At 68.3% G+C, this 16,549-nt stretch carries 16 protein-coding genes; 10 read left to right on the top strand and 6 right to left on the bottom strand.

Going from position 1 to position 16,549, the window contains the following annotated elements; all coding sequences use genetic code 11:
• Positions 1–3 precede the first annotated feature (3 nt).
• From IEX72_RS05260 to IEX72_RS05250, 3 genes are all read right to left on the bottom strand, one after another.
• Positions 4–1,053, bottom strand: a complete 1,050-nt coding sequence (locus IEX72_RS05260; protein WP_188786333.1) for a DUF1611 domain-containing protein — start codon at positions 1,051–1,053, stop codon at positions 4–6.
• A gap of 79 nt (positions 1,054–1,132) precedes the next feature.
• A complete protein-coding gene (locus IEX72_RS05255; protein ID WP_188786332.1) occupies positions 1,133–2,086 on the bottom strand; it encodes a Vms1/Ankzf1 family peptidyl-tRNA hydrolase in 954 nt (317 codons plus the stop codon).
• Positions 2,087–2,186: 100 nt separating this feature from the next.
• Positions 2,187–2,786, bottom strand: coding sequence for a hypothetical protein (locus IEX72_RS05250; RefSeq protein WP_188786331.1), 600 nt, complete (start codon positions 2,784–2,786; stop codon positions 2,187–2,189).
• A 163-nt stretch (positions 2,787–2,949) separates the two neighbouring features.
• Here IEX72_RS05250 and IEX72_RS05245 point away from each other — a divergent pair, with 163 nt between their 5' ends.
• The gene (locus tag IEX72_RS05245) at positions 2,950–4,077 is read left to right on the top strand and encodes a DUF373 family protein (RefSeq protein ID WP_188786330.1); all 1,128 of its coding nucleotides are present in this window, start codon (positions 2,950–2,952) and stop codon (positions 4,075–4,077) included.
• A 32-nt stretch (positions 4,078–4,109) separates the two neighbouring features.
• On the opposite strand, the gene IEX72_RS05240 is transcribed toward IEX72_RS05245, so the two are convergent.
• Positions 4,110–4,952 carry a polyprenyl synthetase family protein gene (locus tag IEX72_RS05240; protein WP_188786329.1) on the bottom strand — a complete coding sequence of 281 codons (843 nt, stop codon included), beginning with the start codon at positions 4,950–4,952 and terminating at the stop codon, positions 4,110–4,112.
• 110 nt (positions 4,953–5,062) lie between these two features.
• The gene (locus IEX72_RS05235) at positions 5,063–6,274 is read right to left on the bottom strand and encodes a helix-turn-helix transcriptional regulator (protein ID WP_188786328.1); all 1,212 of its coding nucleotides are present in this window, start codon (positions 6,272–6,274) and stop codon (positions 5,063–5,065) included.
• Between the two features lie 113 nt (positions 6,275–6,387).
• Here IEX72_RS05235 and IEX72_RS05230 point away from each other — a divergent pair, with 113 nt between their 5' ends.
• Together IEX72_RS05230 and IEX72_RS05225 are read left to right on the top strand one after the other, a co-directional pair.
• Entirely contained in the window at positions 6,388–7,776 is a 1,389-nt protein-coding gene (locus IEX72_RS05230) for a DUF7096 domain-containing protein (RefSeq protein ID WP_188786327.1), read from the top strand.
• Between the two features lie 79 nt (positions 7,777–7,855).
• On the top strand, positions 7,856–8,341 hold the full coding sequence (locus IEX72_RS05225; protein ID WP_188786326.1) for a type IV pilin: 486 nt from the start codon (positions 7,856–7,858) through the stop codon (positions 8,339–8,341).
• Here IEX72_RS05225 and IEX72_RS05220 read toward each other — a convergent pair.
• Entirely contained in the window at positions 8,338–9,108 is a 771-nt protein-coding gene (locus IEX72_RS05220; RefSeq protein ID WP_188786325.1) for a methyltransferase domain-containing protein, read from the bottom strand. The genes IEX72_RS05225 and IEX72_RS05220 overlap by 4 nt on opposite strands.
• 559 nt (positions 9,109–9,667) lie before the next feature.
• Here IEX72_RS05220 and ahaH point away from each other — a divergent pair.
• The 7 genes from ahaH to IEX72_RS05185 all read left to right on the top strand — a co-directional run bounded on the left by ahaH (position 9,668) and on the right by IEX72_RS05185 (position 16,547).
• On the top strand, positions 9,668–10,000 hold the full coding sequence (gene ahaH / locus IEX72_RS05215) for an ATP synthase archaeal subunit H (RefSeq protein ID WP_188786324.1): 333 nt from the start codon (positions 9,668–9,670) through the stop codon (positions 9,998–10,000).
• Positions 9,987–12,257, top strand: a complete 2,271-nt coding sequence (locus IEX72_RS05210; RefSeq protein ID WP_188786323.1) for a V-type ATP synthase subunit I — start codon at positions 9,987–9,989, stop codon at positions 12,255–12,257. The genes ahaH and IEX72_RS05210 overlap by 14 nt, the downstream gene beginning before the upstream one ends.
• Before the next feature lie 319 nt (positions 12,258–12,576).
• Positions 12,577–12,816, top strand: coding sequence for a hypothetical protein (locus IEX72_RS05205; protein ID WP_188786322.1), 240 nt, complete (start codon positions 12,577–12,579; stop codon positions 12,814–12,816).
• 16 nt (positions 12,817–12,832) lie between these two features.
• Positions 12,833–13,414 (top strand): V-type ATP synthase subunit E, encoded by a 582-nt coding sequence (locus tag IEX72_RS05200; RefSeq protein WP_188786321.1) that lies wholly within the window; start codon positions 12,833–12,835, stop codon positions 13,412–13,414.
• Positions 13,411–14,457, top strand: a complete 1,047-nt coding sequence (locus IEX72_RS05195) for a V-type ATP synthase subunit C (protein ID WP_188786320.1) — start codon at positions 13,411–13,413, stop codon at positions 14,455–14,457. The genes IEX72_RS05200 and IEX72_RS05195 overlap by 4 nt, the downstream gene beginning before the upstream one ends.
• Positions 14,454–14,777: a V-type ATP synthase subunit F gene (locus tag IEX72_RS05190; RefSeq protein WP_188786319.1), complete on the top strand. Its 324-nt coding sequence runs from the start codon at positions 14,454–14,456 to the stop codon at positions 14,775–14,777. Before IEX72_RS05195 ends, IEX72_RS05190 begins: the two co-directional genes overlap by 4 nt.
• Positions 14,778–14,780: 3 nt before the next feature.
• Complete coding sequence (locus IEX72_RS05185; RefSeq protein WP_188786318.1) at positions 14,781–16,547, top strand: ATP synthase subunit A; 1,767 nt, start codon at positions 14,781–14,783, stop codon at positions 16,545–16,547.
• Positions 16,548–16,549: the final 2 nt, after the last annotated feature.

Genomic DNA, 16,549 nt, shown 5'->3' with positions numbered 1-16,549 from the left:
GCGCTACCGGCCTCCGAGGATCGGATCGAGGATCGCGTCAGCGCCGAACCGGATCGGGTCGGTCGCGGGCGCACCGATAGCGTCGGCGTAGTCGTCGGCCGCGGCTCGCGCTTCCCCGTCCGCGTCGATCCCGCTCGTGTTCACCGCGCCCGCGACGACCTCGCTGTCGTGGACCGGCGCGGCCAGTTGCTCGTAGCGGTCGACGTACTCCGGCACCGGAGGGAGGTCGAACGACTCGTAGCCGTGGACCACCTCCCGGCCCGCCTCGTGACACAGGACCATCGCGTCGGGCATCGCGCCGTGAAGGATCCCGCAGGTGACCGCCGAGTACGCCGGGTGGACGATGCTGCCTTGTCCCTCCACGAACAGGACGTCGTGGTCGTCGCTAGCCTCGGAGATCATGGCTTCAACCGCGCCCGCGGTGAAGTCCGAGACCACCCGGTCGACCGGGGTCCCCCACCCGGCGATCACGATCCCCGTCTGCCCGGTGGGAACGAACCCCGCGTCGACGCCGCGCTCGCGGGCCGCATCGACCAGTTCGAGCGCGACGGTCATTTTCCCCACCGAGCAGTCGGTGCCGACCGTCAACACCACGTCGGCGTCGACGGTGGCGCTCCGCCCGCCCGCGACACCGATGTCCGGATCGGGTCGCCGAACGTCACGGAGGGAGACACCGTGTTCGGCGGCGAGTGCGGCGAACTCGTCGTCGGCGGCGAGGAAGTAGTGGAGCCCCGCGACTACGTCGCACCCACGTTCGATCGCGGTTCGGACGTCCGGCCGCCACGACTCGTCGAACCCTCCGCCGATGGGCGCGATCCCAATGAGCAGCGTGTCGGCCGCCGGGGCGTTGTCCATCGACGCCACGATCGGAACGTCGGGGAGGTCCGACCGGTGATCCGCGGCGGCGGTGCCCGCGCGCTCGCGGTCGAGAACGGCCACGACATCGCTGTCGCTGTATTTGAGCACGCCGACCGCGGTCTTCGCCCGGCCGGGAAACTGCCCGTGTGCGAGAACGACGACCCGGTCGCTGTGTGTGGCTGGCGTGTCTGGCACAGTCTGGGAGATGACGGTCCCCGATCTTAGTCGTCGCGGTCGGTTGGGGATGCGGGCGGTCTGGGTGGCACGACCCGGATCACAGAAGCGACAGCCGGACGGCCCAGAAGTCCCGGACCGCGCTCCGGAGCGCGTCGGCGGGGTCTCCCGTGGCGTCAACCGTGGCCGTCCGGTCTGCGAGGTCGGTGAACCGCCCCAGCACCGTCTGCTCACCGAGCACGACCACGTCGGCGTCGGCTGGGGGTGTCGGGCCGTCGGCGCCGGATCCCGCTCGGGACTCCTCGCCAGCGTCGGCGCCGAGGTGCGCTTCGAGCGCCTCGCGGGCGCGGCCGAGGTGTTCGTCGACCTGCTGGTCCCGCCGGCGCTCGAACCGCGCCTGCGAGAACCCGCCTTTCGAGTGTGTGCCCCGCACGTCGGACTCGATCTCGTCGAGCGGCGTGACCGCGTCACCAGCATAAACCCCAAGCGCGAACCGATCCGACCGGACGAGAGCGACCCACGTCGGCTTGACCGGGGCGAACCACGACCGGTCGATCCGGAACGAGTCGCCCCACTCCACGAACGGCGCGGGCGGGGTCGGCGGGGCGAGTCCGGCCGCGACCAAGCCGGCGTCGTCGACGCAGACCAGACACGGGGCCGCCCGCCTGATCAGCGCCGTCCGCTCGCCGAGCACGTCGCGGAGGGCGTCCGGAACGTCCTCGGTGACCATCGCGGTCAGCGCTCCTTCCGCACTGGTCTCGAACGAATCAAGCCGCGCGAGCACCTCGTCCCGACGGTCGCCGCGGAGGGTCTCGGTCCCGCGGAACGACACCTCAACGTCGTCGGTCGCCGAAAGCCGCCCGATCCGTTCTTCAAGTCCCCCGATCCGGTCCTCCAGCCGGTTGACCTCGGCTTCGGCCTCCTGGCGCTTCCGCGCGGCCTCCGAGCGCCGCTCCTCTTCGGCCTCTGCCCGGCGCTGGAGGTGGCGCTTCTCCTCTTGGAGTGCCTCGATCCGGTCTTTCAGCTCGGCCCGGCCGAGGAGTTCGTCCAGCATGGTTCGACCGCCGGACGCGCGGTATTTATACTGTTGGCTGCGGGTGTCGGCGGTCGTCGATTGTGACCGGAGCGGGTTCGGAACGAGCGACCCGACGGGGTCAGCCCGCGGCCGCGACCCCGCTGTTCAGCGTCACGTTGCTGAGGACGCGCGTGACGGTCCGGCGGTCGGCGCCGCCGGCAACGACCACGACCACGACCACGACCGCATCGCTGGTCGCAACATGGGCAACGTACCCGGTGGTTGTCCCGTTGCCGTCGGTCAGCGCCTGGACCGGGACCTCCCTGTCGAGCAGCGTCCCGGAGAACACTCGCCGGCTGTCGGTGCCGGGCAACGGAGTGTCGACCGACCGGGTGGCGAGAGCCGCTAGTTCGACCGGCGACATCGACCGCGGGCGGTCGGACTCGACGTAGGGCTTCTTGGGAGTCGTGTAGACAACGGCGGCGTCGGTGCCGCGCAGGGTGGGGTACGCGTAGGCTCGGCTGGTGACGGTGGCGTTCCGGACGTCGGGATCCTCCCAGTTCGACGAGCGGTCCCAGAACGCCCGCGTCTCGACCGGCGACACGTCCGAGCCGGGGTCGTACCCCGGCAGCGTCGCGTTCTGTTCGGGGTTGTCCGTCGGATACGCGGTCGTCCCGCACCCCGCCGTGAGGACGACGAGGAGGAGCGCAACCGCCCGGATGCCGGGGCGTTTCGACACGACATACGTAGTGAGGACTCGAGTCGAATATACCCATCTCCGCCCGCGCCGCCGGCCGTCGGGGTGCCGGTGTCGACCGCGACGCGGCGCCGCGGTAGCAACACCGGGAGCGACCGCCCTCGCTCCCGAAAACAGATATACTCCGGCGACGTACGTTCGAGGGATGCTGCTGGTCCTCTGTGTCGACCTCGACGACGACCTCGGCCGGAAGACCGGCGCCGACACCCCGATCGTGGGCCGGGACGCAGTCGAGGCCGCGGCCGTCGACCTCGCGACGGTCGACCCGGAGGACTCCGACGTCAACGTGCTGTTCCAAGGCATCCACGAGTACGACGCGCTCCGGTCGGATCCCGACGTCGACGAGGCGGTGACCGTCGCGGCCGTCACCGGCACCCAGGGCGGTGACGTGCAGGCCAATCGGGCGATCGGCGACGAGATCGACCGGGTGCTCGCGGGGCTTTCGACCGGCGAGAACGTCGGTGCGATCGTGATCACCGACGGCGCCCAGGACGAATCGGTGCTGCCGGTGGTCCGCTCGCGGGTGCCGATCGACAGCGTCCGCCGCGTGGTCGTCCGACAGGCCCAGGACCTCGAATCGATCTACTACACTATGAAGCAGGTGCTCGCCGACCCCGAAACCCGCGGGACAATCCTGGTGCCGCTGGGGATCCTGCTTCTCATCTACCCGTTCGTCACGATTGCGAGCCTGTTCGACGTCCCCGGCGCGGTGGTGTTGGGGGTCATTTCTGCGCTACTCGGGCTCTACACCCTGTTTCGCGGGTTGGGGCTGGAAGGCGCTGTCGACGAGAGCGCAGAGCGCGTCCGGGATGTGCTCTACGAGGGCCGGGTCACGCTCATCACCTACGTCGCCGCGGCGGCGCTGCTCGTCGTCGGCGGATTCCGGGGCTACGCGCTCCTCGGGACGGTGCGCGCGAACGTGATCGACCCGACGCCGCCGATCGTTCTCGCGGCGTTGATCCACGGTGCGGTCCAGTGGTTCGCCGCTGCGGGCGTCACCTCGAGTCTGGGGCAGGTCACCGACGAGTACCTCGCCGACCGCTTCGAGTGGCGGTACCTCAACGCGCCGTTCTACGTCGTCGCCATCGGGGTCGTGCTCTACGTCGTCTCGGGGTTCTTCCTGCCCGAGGCGGTCGCGGGCGTGCGGTCGTTCTCGTTGACGGGGGTCGCGATCGGGCTGACAGCGGGGACGCTCCTCGGGGTGTTCAGCACGCTCGCGTTCGCGATCGCGGAATCGAGGTTCCCGACTGCGGCCGAGGCGGCCAACGGGTGATCGCCGACGCCGCGACCCGCCCAGCGGGGCTGCTACCGCTCCCGAACCACGACGAACTCGGCGAGGTGCCGGAGATACTCCAGGGAGTCGCTTTCGTCGACGTTGGAGGTCGCTAAGGCGTCGAGCGCCTGTTCCGACTGGGTGCGGGCCCGTCCGTCGGCTTCCTCGACGGTGAGTTCGGTGACCTGCACCAGGGAGGGGCGGTCCATCTGCGCGTCCTGGCCGGTGGGCTTGCCGAGGGCGTCGGCGTCGGCGGTGGCGTCGAGGACGTCGTCGCGGATCTGGAACGCGACCCCAACCCGCTCGGCGTAGTCGCCGAACGCCTCGATGGTGAACGGGTCGGCGTCGGCCGCGACCGCGCCGAGTTCGGCGGCCGCGCGGAACAGCGCGCCGGTCTTCCGACGAGCGAGAAGCATATACTCCCGCTCGTTGGTGGGGCGGGCCACGAGTTCCGTGGCCTCGCCCTCGCCCAGTTCCGCCATCGATTCGGCGACGATCTCCATGGCGTGGTCGTCCCGGGAGAGGAGCGCGAACGCCTCGCCCAGCAGGCCGTCCGAGGCGATGATCGCGGGGCCGTAGCCGTACTCCGTCCACGCGCTGGTGGTGCCGCGCCGCACGTCGGAGCGGTCGATGATGTCGTCGATCACGAGCGAGGCGTTGTGGACCAACTCGATCGCGACCGCGAAGTCGACCGCGTCCTCGGGGTCGCCGCCGCAGGCCTCACACGAGAGGACGGTGACCGCCGGCCGGACGCGCTTGCCGCCCGCGAGCGCGACGTGGGCGACCTCCGCGGACAGTTCCGGGGGGTCGACCGCCTCGATCACGGCCTCGAGGCGGTCCTCGACCATCGAGACCCGACGCTCCAGGTACTCCATTACGCCCAGATCCGGATGGCGCGGCAAAAGAGGTTCCGGAACGGTGCTGCCGGTCACCCGGGGTACAGCGTTTCACGCCGACACCCCACGAGTTCACTCACGGGTGGCTGTCAGGCTGCCTCGTTGTCGCCGGCGTCGTCGTCGGGCAGAGAGATGAGGTTCTCCCGGCCGAGCCGGAGCTTGTTGATCCGCCCCTCGTCGGCCATCGCCGACAACAACTGTGAGACCTTCGCGTCCGACCACCCCATCTCGTCGACGATCGTGGCCTGCTTCATGCGGCCGTCGTTCTGCGCCAACAGCCGCTCGACACGCTCCTCGTCGGAGAGCAGCGAGAGGTCGACGTCCTCGCCGTCGGCACTGTCGCTGTCGTCGGCTGCTGCCGTGGGGGGCGTGCCGTCGGCGTCGGTATCCGCCGGATCGGTCGGGTCGGTGGTGCCGGCCGAAGGCGGGGTATCGCCGGGCGTCGCCGGCGGCGCTCCACCGGCGCCGCCGCCGGAGCGCTGCCGAAGCACCCACACCCCGCCGGCGACGGCGACGACCGCGACGACACCGATCCCCGCGAGAAGCCCGACCGGGAACTGGTCGGTCTGCTCAACGGGCGTGTAGGTGATCCGGAGCGCGGACTCGCCCTCGAAATCCGAGGGCTCCGCCAGCACGACCGCGTTCTCGCGCTGTTGCACCGGAATCGACGTGCTCGTCACGGTGTACTCGTCGGGCGGCCGGATCCGAATCTGTTGGCTCCTGTCGAAGACCGACAGCCACGTGCGCTGTCGGTCCTCCTTGGCGGTCGGGAGCCTGAACGCGTCGTCGAGCACCAAGGTCCCGTTCTCGCCCGCCCGCAGGAAGTTGCTCCACCGGAAGGTGAGCGCGAGCGTGCCGCGGTCGGCTGAGTCGTCGACCGAGGAGTGATACGTCACGTTCGCGATCGCCATCTCCCGGCCGGTGGCCTCGCTCGCCCGCCGTTGGATGGTCTCGAAGAGCACGGCGTTGGGGCCGACGTCCGCCTCACCCGACTCGTAGCGGTCGGCCACCGTCCGGAAGGCTGCGGTCTCGTTGTCGGTCTCAAGCGCGTACGCCGCCTCGATCCGCCAGAACGCGCTGCGGTCCTCGCGGAGCGAGACCTCGACGGTGGTGGGTGCGGCGCCGGCGTCGTCGGTCTGAAACCGGACGCCCTCGCCGCCGAGTGCGGCGTCGACCGGCTGTGTCGCCCGCGACGGGATTGAGCGGTCCGCGTCAGCGGCTGGGGCCGCAGCAAACGCCGACGCTGGTGCGACCGCAGCGACCACGAGAAGGAGGGCGATCCACAGCGCGGACGTCCGCATTTGCTGGCAGTGCTCGTGGAACGGTCAAAACGCTTTCCATCGGGCGGGTCGGTGCGGTCACCCGAAACCGGGATGGGGCGTTTTTATTACAGCCCCGGCGCTACGTTCTCTGTATGCGCGCCCTCGCTCCCGCAGTCGCCCTCCTCGTGGTGCTCTCGGGGGTCGCCGTCGCGGATCCGGCGCCGTTGGCAGCCGGGCCCGCCACCCCCGACAACACGTGGGGCGCGGACACCGCCGCGGCCGCCACACCCACCCAACCGGCGGTGACGACACCCGGAGCCCCGGCGCAGGCCAACGCCGACCCGCAGACCGGGGCCGCCGAACTGCCGTTGAACGTCCTCGCCATCCCGTCGGGCGCAAGCACCCGGAGCAGCCTGGAGCTCGAATCGGTCGAACTCGGTAGCGGGCTGGCGTTCGAGTCCACAACCACCGGGTTGCGGGTGTCAACCGGGACGGCGCTCGAACGCATCGATTCGGCAGAGTCCGACGAGCGCCGCCAGCAGCTGCTGCTCCAGGAGGTCAGCGCGATCGAACAGCGGGTGATCTCCCTCCGCGCCCGCCAGCGGCAGGTGGTTGACGCGTACGCCCGGGCGGAGTTGCCGCCGCGGCGGCTCCTCTATGAACTCGCCGAGATCGACGCGGAGGCCCGAGAACTCGAGGACCGCCGGGAGCGAATCCAATCGGTTGTGGAGTCAACCCCGGGGTTCAGCATCCCATCGTCGCGGTTCGGCAACATCGAACTCGAGTTGAACACCCTCACCGGCCCAGTTCGCGGGCACGCCGCGGCGGTCCTCACCGGTGAAGCCGACTCCGCCCGGTTCTTCGTCCAGACCGGTCCCGAGAGCGTCGCGCTCGGGATCCTCCGTGACGGGACGTACGTGCGTGAGGTGTACCGCGAGCCGCTCCGCGGCGGCGACAACGGCGAGTTCACCCTGGCTGACGCAGTGAACGTCACCGAAGGGGCCTACCCCACGATCGCGGCAGAACGCCTCCGCGACGACACGCTGGGGAACCCCGGCAGCGACAGCACACGCGTCACCATCGAACACCGCCGCGGCCGGCTGGTGGCGTTCGTCGACAGCGGGAGCCAGCGGGTGTTCAAGGAGTTCCAGTTCCGGCCGCTCGACCAGGTTATGACACCGAATTCCGTGTCGGCCACGCGCGACGGCCTGGAACTGACCGCCCACCGGACGTATCCGGGTGGCCCGACCCGACTCCGGCTCAACAGCACGGACGACGCCGAGCCGGTAGACGCCCAGATCACCGTCGGCCCGCCCGGCGGTCGGAGTGCGGTCGTCGGGCGGACCGGTGGCGACGGGTCGCTGTGGACCGTCGCACCCACGGGGACCTACCAGGTGACCGCGATCGACGGGAGTTCGGTGGTCGTGCTCTCGGTCGACCCGACGCGGACGCCGTCGGTCTACGGCGCGACGGACAACAGCACCGGAGACAGAACCGACACCGCGGGGACGACGACCCCGACGGCGACGCCGGCCGGGTGAGCGGTGCTGTGTTGCGGGCGGAGGTGCCGGGTGACTAGACCGAAGGTTCATCCCCGAGAGCGCGGCCAGCCCCCCCGTGATGGCACGCGGCACAGCTCCGGTGGTCGGCGTCGTTGTCCTGCTCGCGGTCGGCCTCGCGCTCGGGGGCGTCGTCGCCGCCGGCGCGGAGGCGGTTGCGACGGCGACCGGCCAGGACCTCGGAGGCGACGACCCCGGTGCGCCGGGGTCGATCGCGGTGTCGCTCACCGTTGAGGGCGACGCGATCGCGGTGACCCACGAGGCGGGGCCGGATCTCCGGACCGAACGGGTTCGGCTGGTCGTCGCAATCGACGGCACGCCGCTCGCTCACCAGCCGCCGGTGCCGTTCTTCGCCGCAACGGGGTTCCGGGGCGGCCCGACCGGGCCGTTCAACGTTGCGAGCGACGGAACCTGGAGTCCGAAAGAGACCGGGTCGGTCCGGGTGGCAGGGACAAACGACCCGGAACCGGCCCCGGGCCGGACCGTGTCGGTGAGGATCTACGTCGGCGACGAACGGGTGGCGACGGTGCGGGGAACCGCGGACTAGGCGTCGGCCTCGGCGTCGGCGTCGGGAGAGGCGTCAGCGTCGGCGTCGGGAGAGGCGTCAGCGTCGGCGTCGGGAGAGGCGTCAGCGTCGGCGTCGGGAGAGGCGTCAGCGTTATCGGCTGTTTCGACGGCCCTGCCGGCCGCCTTGTCCGCCGGTGCGCGCGCGATGGTGGTGATGGCTTTGGGTGTGCCCGGCTTGTTCTGCTGGATGTGGTGTTCGATGTCGACAAACCCTGCCGCCTCGAACATGCGCTGGGCCTCCGTCTCGCCGTAGAACAGCATGATCGCGTCGGCGAGCCGCTGGAACACGGGGTTTTCGGGGTAGTCGGGGCCGACCACGAGAACGCGACCCCCGGGTTTGACCACCCGGCGGAACTCCGCGAGCGCGTCGACCGGGTTCGGCCAGTACTCGATCGATCCCGACGACCAGACCTTATCGAAGGAGTCGTCCGCGAACGGCAGCCGTTCGGCGTCACCGCGGTGGAACCGGACCCGATTCCGGGCCCCGAACTTCGCGAACGCCTTCTCCATCTGGTGGCGGCTCTGATCGAGGCCGTAGACGTTGTCGGTGTACTGGAGTAACCCCTCGGTCGCGAACCCGGTTCCACACCCCACGTCGAGAACGCGGTCGTCCTCCCGAATCGCGAACCACTCCAGGGCGTCGTTGCGCATCTCCTCGTTCCAGATAGCGGGGTTGATGCGGTCGTACACCTTCGAGAGGTATTTGTAGAACAGGCGCGCGTTCGCCTTGTCTTCGAGGATACCCATTGGTCGCTGTAACGGACGCGACCGCAATAACGGTGCGGATCCGGGCGACGGAGCCGGACGAGTAGACTACCCCGCCCTACTCGCTCGCGGGTCGGCTCGCTTGTTGAGGGCGGGGCGTTCCCCGTGCGGTTCGCTTGTTGAGGGCGGGGCGTTCCCCGTGCGGTTTCCATCCGCCCCCGTGCGTGGACGTGGCGCGGTTCACGCCGGCAAGACGAGCACGCGAAGGGGGTTCCTGCGCGGTGTTTCGTCCCGTGGTCGAAGTCCGAAGCCGTCGCACCCGACTGTAATTTCCGGTGTTCTCGGCCACTCTCTGGCTTCGTCATCCCCGGATTCAGGCCCGGTCTACGGCGGCCTCTCCACGCGGTCCATTTTGCTCCCCGGAGAGTGTGGCAGGGTGTATCTCGGCGAGTCTTGCACCGATGCGAACGCGCTTTCTCCCCCCTGCTCGCTTCGCTCGCTGCGGACGGGGCCTCCGCGCTACCGAACGGTGAACGGCGGTTCGCCGGGGCGTTCCGCAAACACCTTATACGCCGTTCCGTAACTGTTCGGTGATACGAATATGCCGAGACCAGAGGTTCTCGAACGGATCAAGGCGGCCGAGTCCGACGCCGACGAGATCATTACGGAGGCGGAGGCGGACCGCGACGAGCGGATCGAGGCGGCTCGGCGGGAGGCCGACGAGATTCGCGCCGACGCGGAGGCCGAGGCCGACGAGTACGAGGCCGAACGCCTCGCGGAGGCCCGCGAGGAGATCGAGGCCGAAAAGGAGCAGCTCGTCGAGGAGGGGGCCGAAGACCGGGAAGAACTGATCGCGTCCGCCGAGGAACACGCCGAGGAGGCGGTCGAATACACGATCGAACGGGTCGAGGAGGCGGTAGATGCTCAGACCTGAGCGCATGAGCAAGGTCTCGGTGACGGGATCGAGTGCAGTGATGGAGGCGGTCATTGACACCGTCCACGGCCTGAACCTACTGCACGTTACCGAGTACGACGGCTCCTGGGAAGGCTTCGAGCCGGGCGACCCCGCATCGGGTGCCGAGGAGTCCTCCGAGCGGCTGGTGACCGTCCGCGCGCTCGAGAGCATTCTCGGTCTCGACGCCGAGGACGCCGGACCGACCCGGATCGTCACCGACGACGCCCTCGACGAGGAGCTCGCGGAGATCAGGACACGGGTCAACGACCTCGACGACCGGCGCCAGGACCTCGAATCGCAGATCCGGTCGATCGACGACGACCTCGAATCGATCGAGCCGTTCGTCGACCTCGGCATCGACCTCGACCTGCTGTCGGGGTACGACACCCTTGAGGTCGCCGTCGGGACCGGCGACCGCGAGACGGTCGAACGCGCCCTCGGCGACGCGGCGGCGATCGAGACCTACCAGGTGTTTGCCGGGGACGACACGCTCTGTGTCTTCGCGCGGCCGGCCGCAGAGACCGACGCCGGCGACGCTCTCAACGACGCCCTGGTGGGTGCGGAGTTCACCGCACTCGACGTCCCCGACGGCGAGGGCAGTCCCGGGGAGTACGCCGCGGAACTGGAACACGAGCGCGACCGGCTCGAGTCCGACCTCGACACCGTCGACGCGGAGCTCGAATCCGAAAAGACGGACGCGGCGGGCTTTCTGCTGGCGGCCGAAGAGAAGCTCTCGATCGACGTCCAGCGGACCGAGGCGCCGCTGTCGTTTGCGACCACCGACAACGCGTTCGTCGCCGAGGGGTGGATCCCCAGCGAGGAGTACCTCGACTTCGAGGCCGCCATCGAAGACGCGGTCGGCGACCGCGTCGAGGTCGAAGAGCTCGAGCGCGCGCGGTTCTCGGCCGATGGCACCGACCACGTCCGCGAGGACGTGCCGGCCGATCCCGGGAAACCGGGCGGCGAGGTCGGGTCGCCCACGGCCGCCGACGGCGGGAGTACCGACGACGCCCGTGCCGACGGGGGGACGCCTGTCGTCATGGACGACGACGAGCCGCCGACGGTGCAGGACAACCCCGGCGTGGTCAAGCCGTTCGAGGTCCTAGTGCAGGCGGTCAGCCGGCCGAGCTACCGGGAGTTCGACCCCACCGTCGTGATATTCCTCACTTTCCCGGCCTTTTTCGGATTCATGATCGGCGATCTGGGGTACGGTATCATCTACACCGCGATCGGCTACTTCCTCTACACCAACTTCGAGGACAGCCCGGCGTTCCGGAGTATGGGTGGCGTGACGATCGCGGCGGGGATATTCACCGCGGTCTTCGGGGTCCTCTACGGCGAGTTGTTCGGGCTTCACGTCATCTCGACGTACCTCTGGGAGGGCGTCGTGGGGCTGGCCCACGCCCCGATCGAGAAGGGGCTCTCGCCCGCCGGAATCGACTGGGCGCGCGGGTGGCTCGTGGTCAGCGTCCTCGCCGGCGTCTTCCACCTCAACATCGCGTGGCTCGTCGGGTTCGCCGACGACTACCAGCTACACGACCTCAAACACGCCGTCTATGAGAACGGCTCGTGGCTCCTGATGATGAACGGGCTGTGGGTGTGGGTGTTCAGCGATGCCCTCCGTGGGACCGCCCCCGAGTTCATCTACACGACATTTTCGAGCGAGGGCGTCCTGCCGCTGGGATTCGCCGGCTTCCCGGCGATGGAGCTTTTCACCATCCCGGTCATCAACGGACCGTTCACGCTCCCACTCTTGGCGTTCTTCATCGGGCTCGGGCTCCTCATCGTCGGTGAACCGATTGAGGCGGTCGAGTTCCTGAACGTCTTGGTGAACGTGCTCTCGTACACCCGGCTCGCTGCGGTCCTGCTCGCGAAGGCGGGGATGGCGTTCACGGTGAACCTGATGTTCTTCGGCGTCTACGTGACCGAGACCGGCCCCGACGCGGAGTGGCATTTCGGCCTGGGACACATGCCCGAGGTTGGGTCGATGGCCCACGGTCACGAGGTGACCGAGATCATGTTCGGCGGGCTCGTCCACGGCAGCGCGGCGGCGATGCTCGTTGGACTCCTCGTGCTGGTGGTCGGCCACCTGCTCGTGCTTGCGCTCGGCGTCACGAGCGCGGGGCTTCAGTCGGTGCGTCTGGAGTACGTGGAGTTCTTCAACAAGTTCTTCGACGGGGGCGGTCGGGAGTACGACCCGTTCGGGTACGACCGCCGCTTCACCACGGAGGACTAAGCCGGGGGACGGCAACGGCCGTCCAACCATCGCCGACCCGTGTGAGCGGTGCCGGATGGTTGCGTACGACAATCCGTCCGAGGCCGAATACGCTGTCTTTCTGACGCCGTTCGCTGCGGCGGATTCCCGACCGCCGCTGACCCGTATGTCCCGCCGCTCAGCGTGGGTCACTCCCACAGACGAGGATCGTCGTATCCGTCGAATACCGCCGTGTAGGATCACTCTGCGGCAGATATGTCGATCCGTTTGGGAAGCTTTATGAATCACGTGGCCGCATCAACACACGCTCGGAAACGAATATCCGGCTACTATCAACACAATGCTCGAAGTATTCCTACAGGAGACCGGGACAGCCGCGCCAGCTATCGAACCGAACGCCGCTGCAGCACTCGCGCTGGGCCTCGCCGCTCTGGGTGCGGGGTATGCGGAGCGAGGAATCGGCGCCGCCGCGATGGGGGCGATCGCCGAAGACGACAGCCTCTTCGTCAACGGACTGATCATGACAGTCCTTCCTGAGACGCTGGTTATTCTTGCAGTCGTCGGGTTCTTCCTGATCTAACGCCGCTTTTTCATCAATGAGTTTGGACAATGTCGTCTCGGACATCCGGGACGAGGCCAACGCGCGTGCGGAAGAGATACGCCAGGAGGGTGAACGCCGCGCCGAGGAGATCGTCGAGGCCGCAGAAACCGACGCCGAAGCGCTCCTTGACGCGCGGGAGGAAGCGGTCGAGCGGCAGATCGAACAGGAGCGTGAACAGGCGGTGTCGGGCGCCAAACTCCAGGCCAAACAGGAGCGTCTCGAGGCCCGGCGGGACGTCCTCGAAGACGTCCGCGAACGGGCCGAAGCGGAGCTCCGCGACCTCTCCGGCGAGACGCGGGAGGCGTTGACGCGGGCGCTGCTCGACGGGGCCGCAGAGGAGTTCGACGGCGAGGAGGCGGTCGCGGTCTACGGCCGCGACGACGACGCGGAACTGCTCGAATCCCTCGTTGCCGACTACGACGGGGTCGAGTACGGCGGCGAACACGACTGCCTCGGCGGCGTCGTGGTCGACAGCACCGACTCCCGCGTCCGGGTGAACAACACGTTCGACTCGATACTCGACGACGTCTGGGAGGACAGCCTCAAGGACGTGAGCGGCATACTGTTCGACCAATGAGTAGCGCCGGCGGCTCCAATCCGGAGTACGTAACCGCCCGGGTCAGAGCGCGGAAGAGCGCGCTGTACGGCGACGAGGAGTACCGCAAGCTGGTCCGGATGGGGCCCTCCGAGATCGCGCGGTTCATGGAGGAGTCCGACTACGAGGTCGAGATCAACGCCTTGGGTGCTCGGCACTCGGGTGTCGACCTCATCGAGTACGCCCTGAACCGGAACCTCGCGAGGCAGTTCGACGACCTCCTCGAGTGGGCTGGCGGTCGGCTCTACGACCTGATCGCACGATATCTCCGGAAGTTCGACGCCTGGAACGTCAAAACCGTCATCCGTGGGCTCTACTCCGACGCCGACCGCGAGGACGTCGAAGACGACCTCATTCGCGCGGGCGAGTTCGACGACGCAGTGGTCGACTCGCTGCTCAGCGCGCCGAACATTGAGGAGGTCGTCGACCGGCTGTCGGGAACCATCTTCGGCGCGGACCTCGACGCCGCCTACGAGGACTACGAGGACACGAACGTGCTCGTACCCCTCGAGAACGCGGTCGACCGGACGTACTACGGCCACCTCCTCGACGAACTGGTGGTCGATGAGGCAACGGCGCAGTATCGGGCGTTTCTGGAGGCCGAGATCGACTTCCGGAACGCCCGGAACGCGCTCCGGTTGGCACAAAGCGGCGCCGACATCGACCCCGCGGCGTACTACATCGACGGCGGAACACTGTTTACCGCCTCGGGGCTCGCGAGCCTGTCGCAGAACCGCGACGAGTTGGTGGCGGCGATCCGCGAGTCGCAGTACGGCGACGACCTCTCGGCGGCGCTCGACGAGCTCGAGAACGCCGAGAGCCTCATCCGGTTCGAGCGCGCGCTCGACGTCGCGCTGCTCGAGTACACAAACGGCCTGGGCCACGTGTTCCCGCTGTCGATCACCCCGATCGCGTCGTATATCCTCGCAAAGGAGCGCGAGGTCGACAACATTCGGGCGATCGCGCGGGGTCGCGAGGCCGGGCTCGCCGAGGACCAGATCCAACAGGAGCTGGTGATCCTATGAGCCAGGAGATCGCCGTCGTCGGGAGTCCGGACTTCACCACGGGGTTCCGCCTCGCGGGCGTTCGGAAGTTCGAGACCGTCGCCGACGACGACAAGCCGGAACAGCTAGACGAGGCCGTCTCGGGCGTGTTCGAGGACAATGACGTCGGCATCGTGGTGATGCACGACGACGACTTGGAACACCTCTCCCGTGACGTCCGCGAGACCGCCGAAACCAGCATCGAACCCACGCTGGTCACGCTCGGCGGCAGCGCGGGCGCAAGCGGTCTCCGCGACCAGATCAAACGCGCCATCGGCATCGACCTGATGGAGGAAGACTAACACATGAGCCAGACACAGACCGTCCGGGAGGACGGCACGATCGCGAGCGTGAGTGGTCCCGTCGTGACCGCCCGTGACCTCGACGCCAGGATGAACGACGTCGTCTACGTGGGCAAAAACGGCCTGATGGGCGAGGTCATCGAGATCGAAGAGGACATCACGACGCTGCAAGTATACGAGGAGACCTCCGGAGTCAGCCCGGGTGGCCCCGTTGAGAACACCGGCGAGCCGCTGAGCGTCGACCTCGGTCCCGGCCTGCTTGACACCATCTACGACGGCGTCCAACGTCCGCTGGACGTCCTCGAAGACAAGATGGAGAGCCCGTACCTCAGACGCGGCGTCGACGCGCCGGGGATCGAACTCGACAAGACCTGGGGGTTCGAGCCCGAGGTTGAAGCGGGCGACGAAGTCGGCCGCGGCGACGTGGTCGGCATCGTCGAAGAGACGGTCACCATCGACCACAAGGTGATGGTGCCACCGAACGCCCTCGGCGAGGGCGAGACCGCCGAGGTCGTTTCGGTCGACTCCGGCGAGTTCACCGTCGAGGAGACGGTGGCAGAGCTCGACAACGGCGTCGAGATCCAGATGCGTCAGGAGTGGCCAGTGCGGGAGCCCCGCCCCACGGTCGAAAAGAAGACGCCGACAACGCCGCTGGTGTCGGGCCAGCGCATCCTCGACGGGCTGTTCCCGATCGCGAAGGGCGGGACCGCAGCGATCCCGGGGCCGTTCGGCTCGGGGAAGACCGTCACCCAGCACCAGCTCGCGAAGTACGCCGACGCCGACATCATCATCTACGTCGGGTGCGGCGAGCGCGGCAACGAGATGACAGAGGTCATCGACGACTTCCCGGAGCTCGAGGACCCCTCGACCGGGAACCCGCTCATGGCTCGAACGTCGCTCATCGCCAACACGTCGAATATGCCGGTGGCGGCGCGGGAGTCCTGCGTCTACACCGGGATTACGATCGCGGAGTTCTACCGCGACATGGGGTACGATGTGGCGCTCATGGCCGACTCCACCTCGCGGTGGGCGGAGGCGATGCGGGAGATCTCCTCGCGGCTCGAGGAGATGCCCGGCGAGGAGGGGTACCCCGCGTACCTCGCGGCGCGGCTGGCGCAGTTCTACGAGCGAGCGGGCTACTTCGAGAACGTAAACGGGACCGAAGGGTCGGTGTCGGCGATCGGCGCGGTGTCGCCGCCCGGCGGCGACTTCTCGGAGCCGGTGACCCAGAACACCCTGCGAATCGTGAAGACGTTCTGGGCGCTGGACGCCGACCTCGCGGAACGTCGGCACTTCCCGTCGATCAACTGGAACGAGTCGTACTCGCTGTATAAGGATCAACTCGACCCCTGGTTCCAGGACGCGGTCGCCGACGACTGGCCCGACCGGCGCCAGTGGGCGGTCGACGTGCTGGACGAGGAGGCCGAACTCCAAGAGATCGTCCAGTTGGTCGGGAAAGACGCGCTGCCCGAGGACCAACAGCTGACCTTAGAGGTCGCACGCTACCTGCGTGAGGCGTACCTCCAGCAGAACGCGTTCCACCCGGTTGACACCTACTGTCCGCCGGAGAAGACCTACCTGATGCTGACGACGATCCAGACGTTCAACGACGAGGCGTTCGACGCCTTGGAGGCGGGCGTGCCGGTTGACGAGATCATCGACACCGAGGCCCTGCCGCGGATCAACCGGATCGGCGTCCAGGACGACTACGAGGCGTACGTTGATGAACTGCAAAGCGACATCGAATCGCAGATCCGGAGTCTCTACTAACA

Origin of the sequence: Halobellus salinus (assembly GCF_014646875.1) — an archaeon.
Classification (GTDB): Archaea; Halobacteriota; Halobacteria; order Halobacteriales; family Haloferacaceae; genus Haloquadratum; species Haloquadratum salinum.
The sequence above is the reverse complement of the archived record's forward strand: the minus strand, read 5'-3'. Positions and strand labels throughout refer to the sequence as shown.

Coding starts and splice junctions, on each gene's coding strand:
- IEX72_RS05255 (WP_188786332.1), bottom strand. CDS start 2,086: ATGCTGGACGAACTCCTCGGCCGGGCCGAGCTGAAAGACCGGATCGAG.
- IEX72_RS05245 (WP_188786330.1), top strand. CDS start 2,950: ATGCTGCTGGTCCTCTGTGTCGACCTCGACGACGACCTCGGCCGGAAG.
- IEX72_RS05240 (WP_188786329.1), bottom strand. CDS start 4,952: ATGGAGTACCTGGAGCGTCGGGTCTCGATGGTCGAGGACCGCCTCGAG.
- IEX72_RS05235 (WP_188786328.1), bottom strand. CDS start 6,274: ATGCGGACGTCCGCGCTGTGGATCGCCCTCCTTCTCGTGGTCGCTGCG.
- IEX72_RS05230 (WP_188786327.1), top strand. CDS start 6,388: ATGCGCGCCCTCGCTCCCGCAGTCGCCCTCCTCGTGGTGCTCTCGGGG.
- IEX72_RS05225 (WP_188786326.1), top strand. CDS start 7,856: ATGGCACGCGGCACAGCTCCGGTGGTCGGCGTCGTTGTCCTGCTCGCG.
- IEX72_RS05220 (WP_188786325.1), bottom strand. CDS start 9,108: ATGGGTATCCTCGAAGACAAGGCGAACGCGCGCCTGTTCTACAAATAC.
- ahaH (WP_188786324.1), top strand. CDS start 9,668: ATGCCGAGACCAGAGGTTCTCGAACGGATCAAGGCGGCCGAGTCCGAC.
- IEX72_RS05210 (WP_188786323.1), top strand. CDS start 9,987: ATGCTCAGACCTGAGCGCATGAGCAAGGTCTCGGTGACGGGATCGAGT.
- IEX72_RS05205 (WP_188786322.1), top strand. CDS start 12,577: ATGCTCGAAGTATTCCTACAGGAGACCGGGACAGCCGCGCCAGCTATC.
- IEX72_RS05200 (WP_188786321.1), top strand. CDS start 12,833: ATGAGTTTGGACAATGTCGTCTCGGACATCCGGGACGAGGCCAACGCG.
- IEX72_RS05195 (WP_188786320.1), top strand. CDS start 13,411: ATGAGTAGCGCCGGCGGCTCCAATCCGGAGTACGTAACCGCCCGGGTC.
- IEX72_RS05190 (WP_188786319.1), top strand. CDS start 14,454: ATGAGCCAGGAGATCGCCGTCGTCGGGAGTCCGGACTTCACCACGGGG.
- IEX72_RS05185 (WP_188786318.1), top strand. CDS start 14,781: ATGAGCCAGACACAGACCGTCCGGGAGGACGGCACGATCGCGAGCGTG.